Origin of the sequence: Mesotoga sp. UBA5847, from assembly GCF_002432735.1 — a bacterium.
Lineage (GTDB): Bacteria > Thermotogota > Thermotogae > Petrotogales > Kosmotogaceae > Mesotoga.
In genome coordinates, this window is sequence record NZ_DJGL01000025.1 from 1 (window position 1) to 9963 (window position 9963).

Annotated in this window: 11 protein-coding genes; 4 read left to right on the plus strand and 7 right to left on the minus strand. The window is 45.0% G+C overall.

What is annotated here, in order from left to right:
- The first annotated feature begins 11 nt into the window (after nt 1-11).
- Nucleotides 12-74, plus strand: coding sequence for an SUMF1/EgtB/PvdO family nonheme iron enzyme (locus tag B3K91_RS13655; RefSeq protein ID WP_292592216.1), 63 nt, complete (start codon nt 12-14; stop codon nt 72-74).
- Nucleotides 75-479: 405 nt separating this feature from the next.
- Here B3K91_RS13655 and B3K91_RS02845 read toward each other — a convergent pair whose 3' ends face one another.
- The 6 genes from B3K91_RS02845 to B3K91_RS02870 all read right to left on the minus strand — a co-directional run bounded on the left by B3K91_RS02845 (nt 480) and on the right by B3K91_RS02870 (nt 5432).
- On the minus strand, nt 480-2309 hold the full coding sequence (locus B3K91_RS02845; protein WP_292590500.1) for a hypothetical protein: 1830 nt from the start codon (nt 2307-2309) through the stop codon (nt 480-482).
- 40 nt (nt 2310-2349) lie between these two features.
- Nucleotides 2350-2874, minus strand: a complete 525-nt coding sequence (locus B3K91_RS02850) for a tetratricopeptide repeat protein (RefSeq protein ID WP_292590498.1) — start codon at nt 2872-2874, stop codon at nt 2350-2352.
- Nucleotides 2858-3133 carry a hypothetical protein gene (locus tag B3K91_RS02855; RefSeq protein WP_292593965.1) on the minus strand — a complete coding sequence of 92 codons (276 nt, stop codon included), beginning with the start codon at nt 3131-3133 and terminating at the stop codon, nt 2858-2860. Before B3K91_RS02855 ends, B3K91_RS02850 begins: the two co-directional genes overlap by 17 nt.
- A gap of 427 nt (nt 3134-3560) precedes the next feature.
- Nucleotides 3561-3836, minus strand: a complete 276-nt coding sequence (locus B3K91_RS02860) for a type II toxin-antitoxin system RelE family toxin (protein ID WP_292590521.1) — start codon at nt 3834-3836, stop codon at nt 3561-3563.
- Nucleotides 3820-4107 carry a hypothetical protein gene (locus B3K91_RS02865; protein WP_214061460.1) on the minus strand — a complete coding sequence of 96 codons (288 nt, stop codon included), beginning with the start codon at nt 4105-4107 and terminating at the stop codon, nt 3820-3822. The genes B3K91_RS02860 and B3K91_RS02865 overlap by 17 nt, the downstream gene beginning before the upstream one ends.
- 653 nt (nt 4108-4760) lie before the next feature.
- Nucleotides 4761-5432: a hypothetical protein gene (locus B3K91_RS02870; RefSeq protein ID WP_292590518.1), complete on the minus strand. Its 672-nt coding sequence runs from the start codon at nt 5430-5432 to the stop codon at nt 4761-4763.
- A 297-nt stretch (nt 5433-5729) separates the two neighbouring features.
- On the opposite strand from B3K91_RS02870, the gene B3K91_RS02875 reads away from it, so the two are divergent.
- On the plus strand, nt 5730-6026 hold the full coding sequence (locus B3K91_RS02875; RefSeq protein ID WP_292590517.1) for a WGR domain-containing protein: 297 nt from the start codon (nt 5730-5732) through the stop codon (nt 6024-6026).
- 91 nt (nt 6027-6117) lie between these two features.
- On the plus strand, nt 6118-6711 hold the full coding sequence (locus tag B3K91_RS02880) for a site-specific integrase (protein ID WP_292593966.1): 594 nt from the start codon (nt 6118-6120) through the stop codon (nt 6709-6711).
- Nucleotides 6712-6856: 145 nt separating this feature from the next.
- Here B3K91_RS02880 and B3K91_RS02885 read toward each other — a convergent pair whose 3' ends face one another.
- Nucleotides 6857-7138 (minus strand): formylglycine-generating enzyme family protein, encoded by a 282-nt coding sequence (locus tag B3K91_RS02885; protein WP_292593967.1) that lies wholly within the window; start codon nt 7136-7138, stop codon nt 6857-6859.
- A 674-nt stretch (nt 7139-7812) separates the two neighbouring features.
- Between B3K91_RS02885 and drmD the strand changes: the two genes are divergently transcribed.
- Nucleotides 7813-9963: DISARM system SNF2-like helicase DrmD (gene drmD / locus B3K91_RS02890; RefSeq protein ID WP_292593968.1), on the plus strand; the 2151-nt coding region annotated here is incomplete at its 3' end.

Below are 9963 nucleotides of genomic sequence, written 5' to 3' on the forward strand. Positions count from 1 at the left end.
GAATCTACGATATGTCCGGGAACGTATGGGAGTGGTGCTCTGACTGGTATGGAGGATACTGCAGCTCGCAATAGTGGTTCCTATCGGGTGAATCGTGGCGGTGGCTGTTACAACAATGCGGCGGTCGTACGGGTAGCGTATCGCGGCCACAGCTCGCCCACTTACGCGGGCAGCTACCTCGGGTTCCGTATTTGCAGGACGGTGTTCTGATTTACACTCTGGCCTTTTTACATTTTTACCCTTTGCTGCGGCTGCGAGCGTCGGGCACGGAGTAGCCCGCAAGCGCGACAAGACGCAGGAGATATTGGAGACTCTATGGATAATTAAGGTTTAATTCGATACTCCTTGAAGGTGTTTTTCGACTTAGCGTTCTTCATGATCGTCGTCACGACCGTAGCTTATGAATACTATTAATTGTCTTTCTGGCAACGTGAGCCCTCCCGGTTCTTTCTCCTGAATGGATATTATTATTATTCTCTTTAGCTCTTGTGGCAGTCTACCACGATTTTCTTATTCAGTTCCGCTATTGCCTGGCCAGCACTGGCAAAAAGCGAGTCTATCTCCTTGATATTCGGTTCCAACTCATCCCATGATTTTATGCTGTTGTTTATCATTAAGATGTTCATGACCTCCTTGTTCGATTTTCCATCTTCTTTGAACCACTTTTGGCCATAAACGAATCCGTTAAGTTCTCTATATGCCATCCATCTTCTGTGTTCCATAATGTGCATTGTCCTCTTTTGATCTTCTGTGACTGTATTCTGATTGAATGTTGGGCAATCAGTTGCAGTATCGGTTATCTTCGCGCCCAGAAACCTCAGTTTGATCGGCAAGTGTCTTGCAGCGTAACGGTTGGAGTCTTTTTCGGAATCTTCCAGTTCGTTCCAGACCTTGTCGAGTGTCTTATCTTTTCCCTTGTTGTACTCCCAGTGAAAGTACATGGCTATCTTTTCTATTTCTTCGTTAGTTGAGAACAGGTTATCCGTGTTGAGCACTTCTCCTGGATTTGAGATGTTTATATTCACGGTCTCCAGCTTTTCTCTGGTTTCTGGAACTATGTCTAAAAACCTCGAAAGTATAGGTATTACGGCTACTATTGCTGGTACTGTTGAAACTTTTCTGCCATGGCCCTCTACATCGCTGTCTGCTTTTACCTCAAAAATCTGCCTGAGCTTTCTGGCAACGAACGAACTCTCTCCCTCGTTTTCTGTCGTTACGAAGCACGAGGAAACTGTTGAGAAGATTTCCCAGTCGATTTCACTCCTGATAAGGTCAAGAAACTCCACTTCTACTATTTCCGCGACGTTCCCCAGTAACGGGTAGTTCTCGTAGATCGACCTCATCCTTCTCTTCACATCTCTATCAGATACAACGATTCTCGGTTTTACGTGATTCGCAAAATGGTATAACAGAGCCGCTTCCGTCATGATCTTCGCGCCCTGATCGCTCAGACCGACTACAAGGATTGTGGCGGGTACGGAATCACCTTCACGTATTCTTCTGTACCTGTCGGGAGAGAACTTGTCTATAAGATGCCGGGCGAGCATTCTCTTCGTGTTGAAAAATGATATGGACACATTTCTCTTTGCGTCGTTACCCTTGCAGTGCTTCATGAAATTCATCGTATGCTCATCGTCTATGTGAACGAAGACCTGCAGTTCACAATTTATGTTTTCAGTTTTTCTCGCTTCCAGTGCTACTCTTTTCTTCTCACATCCGTCAAGATAGGCCTCTATCTTCTCGACAGTTTCAATATTATTCGCATCATCACTGGTCATGACAAAGACACTTTTCGCCGACTCCAGGTGTATTTTCTGACAAAGTCTCGTCTTGTCTGAGAGACTCTCTGCTTCGTCAGCGAATATTACTGTTAGCCTCCTTGCAGGTTTTAAGGCTGGAAAGTCGCTCATTTCATGCGTGCTAGTGATGAGGACGATTCTGCTGCTGTTTCCGAGGAGGTTTTCAAGCAGATAATTTGTTTCAGCGTTCAGTCCCCAGATGACTATATGATTCTTAATCCCAAGTAACTTAAGGTCTCTGGTTGTCTTCCAGACCAGAGAGATAATCAACTTCAAGACAATTGCAACCGCTATTATCGGAGCGAAGAATCTCGCAATCTCAAGAATCCAGGGGATTGGATACACTGGAAAATTCGTGTTCAATGAGAACAACTGAATCGATTTGTACAATGCCGAAGAGACAGGGAGCGAAGGTTCGTACAATGCCCAGCCGATAGTTCCGATGATGTAGCATATAACAAAGAGAATTCCGATTAACTTCCAGTTACCCCACTTTACGAGACTCTCCATATGGATACCTCCTGTCTCTCGGTTTTCTTATACTCAGTATTCATGATGAAAAGAAGCTTCTCAATACATTGAGTTCGCGATGTTTCGCACCGCTCTGTAAAAGTGATCTTGTTATTGATTGTGCTTCCATTTCGAATTCTCTTTTCTGATCGTCGTTTTGGGTAATCCTCGCCATGTCTAGAAGTGCAAAGGCGAGACCTACACACCTGTCGACAACTCCAGGTTCTTTATCAACAAGAGTTCTTCTTATTTCCAGAACCCTTTTGTAATAACCTAAAGCCTTCTCAAGCTCACCGAGGTTCTCGTACAGACTTCCGACGTTGTTAAGGCTCACTCCCAAATCTCTCTGCCATTCAGTCCTATCGGGGTCTTTCTTAACTAGATTTTCTCGTATCTCAACGCATCTAGCGAAATACTCCAGAGCCTTGTCGTTTTCGCTTAGGTTTCTGCATATATTTCCTGCGTTACTGAGACCTACCGAGAGGTCATTCTGCCAGTCGATTCTGTCAGGGTCTTTCCGGATGAGTTCTTCCATTATTTCAATGAATCTAGTGTAGCGATCCAATCGCGCTCTCTCCCTCGCCAAGAAATTCGTACATCATTCCAGTGTTGTTCAAACTCACACCCAGATCTCTCCACCAGTCCATCCTGGATGGATCTTTCTTAGCCAGGGCGTCCAAAATTTCATTAGACCTAACATAGTATCCTAGAGCCCTCTCAGTTTCGCCGAAGTCTTCGTAGATCCTTCCGATGTTGTTCAAACTCACACCTAAATCTCTTTGCCAATCCAGTCTCCCGGGGTCATTTCTGACGAGTTGTTGCATTATCTCCGTGAATCTTGTGTAGTACCCTAGAGACTAGTGTGAAAATGGAGTCTGACCCTATTTAACACAAGAGAGATTACTCTCTCCAAAGGATGGCAAAGTGATATAATTTCATTGCATGGGGGTGTCCCCGTGGGCGGAGCAGGCAAAGGGCTCCGCTTAACCTTTCTTTTCTATCCTTAGGAATATCCTCACAGAATTATCTTCGATTTCTCGTTTAGTGTGAAAATGGAGTCTGACCCTATTTAACACAAATTTGTGTTTTAGAGTTTGTCTGTGCCAAAACTGCAAAAATTGGAACATCGCGTTCCCGCAAGTCCTGAAGCAAGACCCCTGTGAAAAGGATTCCATTGAAAATAGAAGCTAACATTAGAATGATAGCAGATTTGGTTTTTAGATCACAGAAAGGGATCTATAGAAACTTCTCTTATCTATATGCATCTCCGCGCTTGATTATCTGAACCACAAGAATTACAAACTCATCTCCTCGCACCTGGAAAATGACTCTGTAATCACCGACCCTCAATCGAAGTAGTCCGTAGTATTTACCCGAAAGACTTTTAACGTCCGGTTTCTCCATCGCCTTTCCGTCGTAGTAATCTACAAGCTGTTGGAAGCTTTTGTCTATTCTATTCTTGACCGCGGTATTGAGCTCTTCATGTTGCCGTTTGCCCACTCTCGTGAAGCTAATCCGGTAACTCATAGCTATCGACGATTTCCAGATCCTCTTCCGTCATCTGATCCAGTATCCTTGTGAGTTCCTCATTCTCTTCGGGGTCGCATGGTTCGGCGTTAGCCATTATCTTGAAGTACAGAGAGTTGTAGCCTTCGGTCTTTATGAGATTCCATAGAGCCGTCTCAATGATTTCACTGGCGCTTTTGCCCTGTACACGACCTAGCTCCTTCAGAACCTTCCATGAAGAAGGCGTCATCATGATATTGTGTCTCTTTTTCGTTTCCTGAATATCCTTCATGCGATCACCGCCTTATACACACTATGTGTAAATTATACACCCATCTTTCGTGTCAATCCATACAGGCATGGAGATAGTCAAGAGATACTGATACTTGGCTTTCTACGACCCTTTATAATTGACCGTATAGACCCGACAGACAGAATTGGACTATATACTGAAGATCCGGCATTACAAAAGAATTCCCGGTTACTCTGTAATCCCCGAGAGACTCCGAACTGCCATTATCGGATATGTTTAGGAAAGAAAATTAGCCAGAAAAGAGGAACACAATAATTAGAACCAATATGATCAGCCCAGCTATAAAATACCTCATAGGCTTTATAGCATAAGTAGGTAAGAACCAGAGTATCAAGAAAGGAAGTATAAAAATTATTCCCATAGTTTTACTTCCCCTCTGTAGAAATGTATTCTTCTGAGATATCTATGCTCTTTTCGTGTTTTCATATAATACCCCTTTTATAGCCCCCTCTTTATACAGGACGATTCCAATGCGCTTGGGTGCTGTGTTATTAGGCAAGAAGGGGATTTGCTTATCGAAAGCTATATGCACCACAAAGCTAGCGGAAATAATCTCGTGACTTTCCTTATGCCGCTAAAAAGCTGCGGGTTTCTCGAAGAAAGAATGATAGTCTTTCTGAAGTAACTTGTCGTCAGATAGGTATTTCCGTGATCCCTTTGTCCGATAAATGCTTGACCCATACGTGGGATTTAGCAAACACCGCAACTGCGATTTCCACTTGAGGACCGTTGGCAATAAAATCCTTTATGGCCTTTAACTCCTTTTCAGGTATTCCATTGCGCGTGCGCGGTTGCCAGAAGTGTACTAGATAAGCTGCCTTATCCTGAATGCTTTTGCTGTAACCGCTGTTTATAAGTTTATCGTGATCTGGCTTCAGGTGGGTAGCAACTTCGTAATTGAGGCCAAGTTCAACAACAAAGGCCGGCATTAAAAAGCCCCTAGCGAAGACCTCTATTTCTTTGAATGGTCGAACCCGTTGAGGTAACAGTCCAGACTTCTTACTTGCTGCTACGGGATCCATAAGGTCTTCCCTATTCAAAATGGCGAGATCAACTTTCCCTCTACCACGCTTTCCTTTTCTCCGTAGAGGCTCTGGCCACTCTTTGTGAACGAGCGAAGCCTTATACGGGCTGTTTCCTATAGGGTACAAACCCTGCAAAGCTCTGTGGGAAGTTAACATAGTATATAGCTCACAGTGAAGGGAGTGCTCACAGCGATGGATGTAAGGCTCTCTTATGAAGTTATCCACGAGACTGTCTATTGAAGTTTCGAGTATCTTCTTTACGCTATCGAAAGAATACACAAAAAACCATCCCCTCTTCAGTTTAATAACCGGTTCAAAGCTTATGCTGAAATCATAGCCCATCTACCCTGAAAACCTAGCCGTAACAGACACACCTTTCAGAGCGAGTGTATCCACTAAGCAATTTAACTTAAGAGTATTATGTTAAATTCATCTGTTCTCTTCTAGCCCAATCCCAGTAAAGGCTTCATTCGAAACTCTACCTCTTCTGTTTGCTCTCTTTGATTTAGCATTTTACACAGTATGTGATATTATCTACTTATGTTAAATTACTGAATTTAGACACGGAGGCCTAAAATGCCATCGGTTTACCTGGAGAAAGTGATGCCCGAGAACAATATGAAGAGGTTCTATTTCATAAGCGATGAACGCCAGAGTACCTTTACCGGGTATCCGGTTACCATCATTTTCGCGCGGCTCTCCGAGCGCGCCACATTCGTGACTAAAATATTCCCGAACCAGGCTATGGCAACCAGATATGTACATAATAAGCTCAGGATAAGACATAGACACCATTATTCAGTGGTTAAACCGAGGTATTTGAGGGATAAGATAGACTCCAAGCCGGTCCAGCTCGGTCTATTTCCCTATTAAACGCCCCATTCTGCGCTTCTGATGGTGCTAATACATATATGAAGGTGCGACAAAAGAAAATGCGTTAGAGAGCGTTTTACGAGGTGTAGTTATGAAGGAAGTGCAGCCAATTAGGGATACGAAGAAAATCGATGCGATGAAGTCAATTATGAAGGGTGAATCCAATTACCGGGACCTTCTTTTGTTCGTTTTGGGAATAAATACAGGCCTTCGTATATCTGACATACTCGCTTTGAAGTGGTGCAGTTTTATAAACGGTGGTGGAAGACTACTGAAGTCAGGGGACCAGTTGAATGTTGTGGAGATTAAGACCAAGAAGATAAAAAACTTTATGATAAACAAATCAGTCGCGGAAGCGTTGAAGCTCTACTACGATTCCCACGAAAGTGTATCTCCCGAAGATCCGGTATTTTCCTCCTGCAAAACAGCCGACGGCACCCTACAACCTATAACAAGAATAGCCGCGTGGCAGATGCTAAACAGATACGCCAATATGGTGGGACTGAATGACGGAATAGGGACGCATACTCTCCGCAAGACTTTTGGCTATCACCTGTACAAGAAAGGCGTAGCGCTGGAATATATACAGAAAATGCTAAACCATTCTTCTCCTGCAATAACCCTTAGATATATTGGGATAACCCAGGATCAGCTGAACGATATCTATGTTGAGTTGAATTTATAACAGCTGGCTACTCCGTGCCCGGCGCTAGAAAACGCAGTAAAGGGTAAAAATGTAAAAAGGTTAAAACATAATCAGGGCAAAGCCCTTGCAATACGGAGGCCCAGACCGCTGCTCGTGGCAGAGGGCGAGACGTTGTCGCGGTAAGCTACCCATACGAAAGACACTCTGCAGTACCAACTGCCACCGCGAAACACCCGACAGGAACCAATGCTGTTGTATGGATTCGTCTGTGCAGAACTGGAGTAGTTTCCAACCAGTCGCTGCACCATTCCCATAGGTTTCCGGACATATCGTACAGGCCCAGCTCGTTAGGCGCCTTCTTCCCGACTTCCTGGGTCTTACTCCCCGAGTTCGAATCGTACCAGGCAACGTCACCGACGGTACTGCTTCCAGCATACTCGTAACCCCTGCTCTTGTTCCCTCCCATCGCCGCATATTCCCATTCGGCTTCAGTCGGCAGCTGTATCCGAGTGCCTTCGTTATGTCAGTCGTTATTCTTCCGTCTTTGTCCAGCTCCCTCCATCCTTTCTATACTCGTACTTTGTAATCGTCCCATCCGGATCGCTCCCACTCTAAGTGAATGTGCTACTGCTCTGAGAAACCTCTCCGGTCGGCCCACTTACCTTAGTTACTGTGGGAAGTCTACTTTGATGAGGAGGACATCCTGTCAATAGAAAAATGCCAGTTGTTAGCAACAAGAGCAAACAAAATCCGAAGAATCTGCTTTTCATACTTTTACCCCTATAGCGAGGCTTCGCACTTTAAGTAAGCACGTGAAGACTCAGGCAATATACAGAAAGAAGTGCAATGCACTCATACAATTAATATAGCAGTTGTTACATTCTATACAAAGTCAAACTCTGTTCCGTGAATTCCTGTCACTGAAGGTTGTTGGCGATTGTGGTTGATTTCCGAAGTGGTATTCTCTTATCAATCATCGAGCCTGGCGCGCATAAAAGCTTCTCCTGGTCCGGCCATAAGTACTTGGGTGATTTCGGATAAAGTAAACGGCTAATCTGTTAGGTTTCGGAATTAATACCCAATAATGATAAACTTCAGCTACAGAGAAGAAATAGCGAGAATATGCAGGGTAGGTGTAGTATGGGCGCTAATATCCCAGAAGCTGGAAGACTTGCCAGAGTTAGGGACAGAATCTGGCTTATCAGTGATGTTTCGTTTTCTGACGATGTAGTATCTAACCCCGCAACGCTGGTGACATTAGAGAGCTTAGAAGATTCGGATCAGGGAAGCAAGACATCCGTCGTATTTGAAAGAGAAGTTGACTTCCAGGTTCTGCCCGAAAACATACTCCCCGACATTGGCAATTCACTCGACACTCCCGCAGTATTCGACAGCTTCGTCAATGCCCTGAGATGGACAAACAAGAGCATACTCGGCGGGGGTGTTATTCGGGCTCCGTTTTACGGTGCCATACAGCAGCAGACATTTCAGCTAGAGCCAGTGATCAAGGCTCTGTCTATGCCAAGGATAAGCCTTCTCATAGCAGACGATGTTGGCCTGGGTAAGACAATTGAAGCAGGTATGATAATCCAGGAACTCATTCTGAGAGGCAAGGCTCGCCGGATACTTCTTGTTTGCCCGGCATCTTTACAGCTCCAGTGGCAGTGGGAAATGGAAAATAAATTCGGACTTGACTTCAAAATAGTAGATAGCAACCAGATAACGAAATTCAAGAGGGAGTACGGGATAAACGTCAACCCCTGGTTAGCCTACCCCAGGATAATCGCCTCAATGGACTTTATCAAGATGGAGGGCAGGAAGACAGAATTTCTCCGCTCTTGCGAGCTTAATTCGGGTAAGTATATCCGCTCCTGGGATCTCCTGGTAGTAGATGAAGCCCACAACGCTATGCCCCAACCAACGAAGAAGTACTATCGAGATTCAGACAGGACGAAGATGCTCAATGAGATAGGAAGACACTTCGAGCATAAGATCTTCCTTACCGCTACACCCCACAATGGACGAAAGGAATCCTTTGTCGCCTTTTTAGATATGCTGGATCCTCTAAGCTTCAACAGAGGGGAAGATCCAGCGCTCAATAAAGCCAGCTTCAAAAGAAGGTTAGATCGAATAATGGTACGAAGATTGAAGAGGGGCCCAACAGGCGTTAAAGACTCTCTCGGTCGTGCAATGTTTGCAGGCAGAGAGATCGTTCCCTTAGACATAGATCCTTCAGAGGACGAGAAGAAGTCGTTGAGCTTACTCAATCAATACATTCACCAAAGGGTTAGTGGTGGAGGAAACGGCGAGAAAAACAGGCCTCTCGAGTTCGCTATGACGATCCTGAAGAAGAGGCTTCTCTCTTCACCAAGAGCCTTCTACAATTCAATTGTAGTTCACACGGAACACTTGAACGATGCGAAAGACTCTCCGAAGTACCTCCAGCTGATTATGGATAGGCTTGACGAAGACTGGGATAACGACGTCGTCAGAGAGCAGACCGAACAGGAGTTAATAAGCGCTACGGCAACCGATAACGGTAAGAACTACCTGAGTGAACTTATAGGCGTCGCCTCCCGCCTCAGAAACAAGCCAGACAGTAAAGTGAAAGAGCTTATCAGATGGATAGACAACAACCTCAAGGAGAACGGCCGTTGGAATCGCGAAAGAGTCGTCATATTCTCCGAATTCAAAGACACAATGGAGTACATCACAGACCAGCTGATCGATCACGGTGTTGAAGAGGGGAGAATCCTCCAGCTCTATGGCGGTATGGAAATGGAAAAAAGAGAGGCCATAAAGGCGATGTTCGAAACCGATCCAGACGAATCACCCGCGAGAATACTCGTCGCAACCGATGCCGCCTCTGAAGGAATAAACCTTCAGCAACACTGCAGATATATGTTCCATATGGAGATCCCCTGGAATCCAATAAGACTCGAACAGAGAAACGGCCGAATAGACAGACACGGTCAGTCTCGCAACGTCACCATATATCACCCCGTATACAAAAACGATTCAGATAGCCAGTTCCTGAAAACTATAGTGAGAAAGGCGGAACAGATCCGCGAAGATTTGACCACGATGAACCCTGTGATCGCGGATAAGATTCAGAAGCAGATGCTCGGGATTGAGAAGATGGACGAAAAACTACTGGACGCGATGAGAGATGATTTGACAAGAGACCTGTTGAACGTCAGGAGTGAGGCCGCGAACCTCGGCCAGAAGATAGCCGAATCGAGAGAGAAACTCAATCTTACCCCGGACACAGTGAGAGAGCTGCTAGATAGC

Coding starts and splice junctions, on each gene's coding strand:
- B3K91_RS02845 (WP_292590500.1), bottom strand. CDS start 2,309: ATGGAGAGTCTCGTAAAGTGGGGTAACTGGAAGTTAATCGGAATTCTC.
- B3K91_RS02855 (WP_292593965.1), bottom strand. CDS start 3,133: ATGCAACAACTCGTCAGAAATGACCCCGGGAGACTGGATTGGCAAAGA.
- B3K91_RS02860 (WP_292590521.1), bottom strand. CDS start 3,836: ATGAGTTACCGGATTAGCTTCACGAGAGTGGGCAAACGGCAACATGAA.
- B3K91_RS02865 (WP_214061460.1), bottom strand. CDS start 4,107: ATGAAGGATATTCAGGAAACGAAAAAGAGACACAATATCATGATGACG.
- B3K91_RS02875 (WP_292590517.1), top strand. CDS start 5,730: ATGCCATCGGTTTACCTGGAGAAAGTGATGCCCGAGAACAATATGAAG.
- B3K91_RS02880 (WP_292593966.1), top strand. CDS start 6,118: ATGAAGGAAGTGCAGCCAATTAGGGATACGAAGAAAATCGATGCGATG.
- B3K91_RS02885 (WP_292593967.1), bottom strand. CDS start 7,138: ATGGGAGGGAACAAGAGCAGGGGTTACGAGTATGCTGGAAGCAGTACC.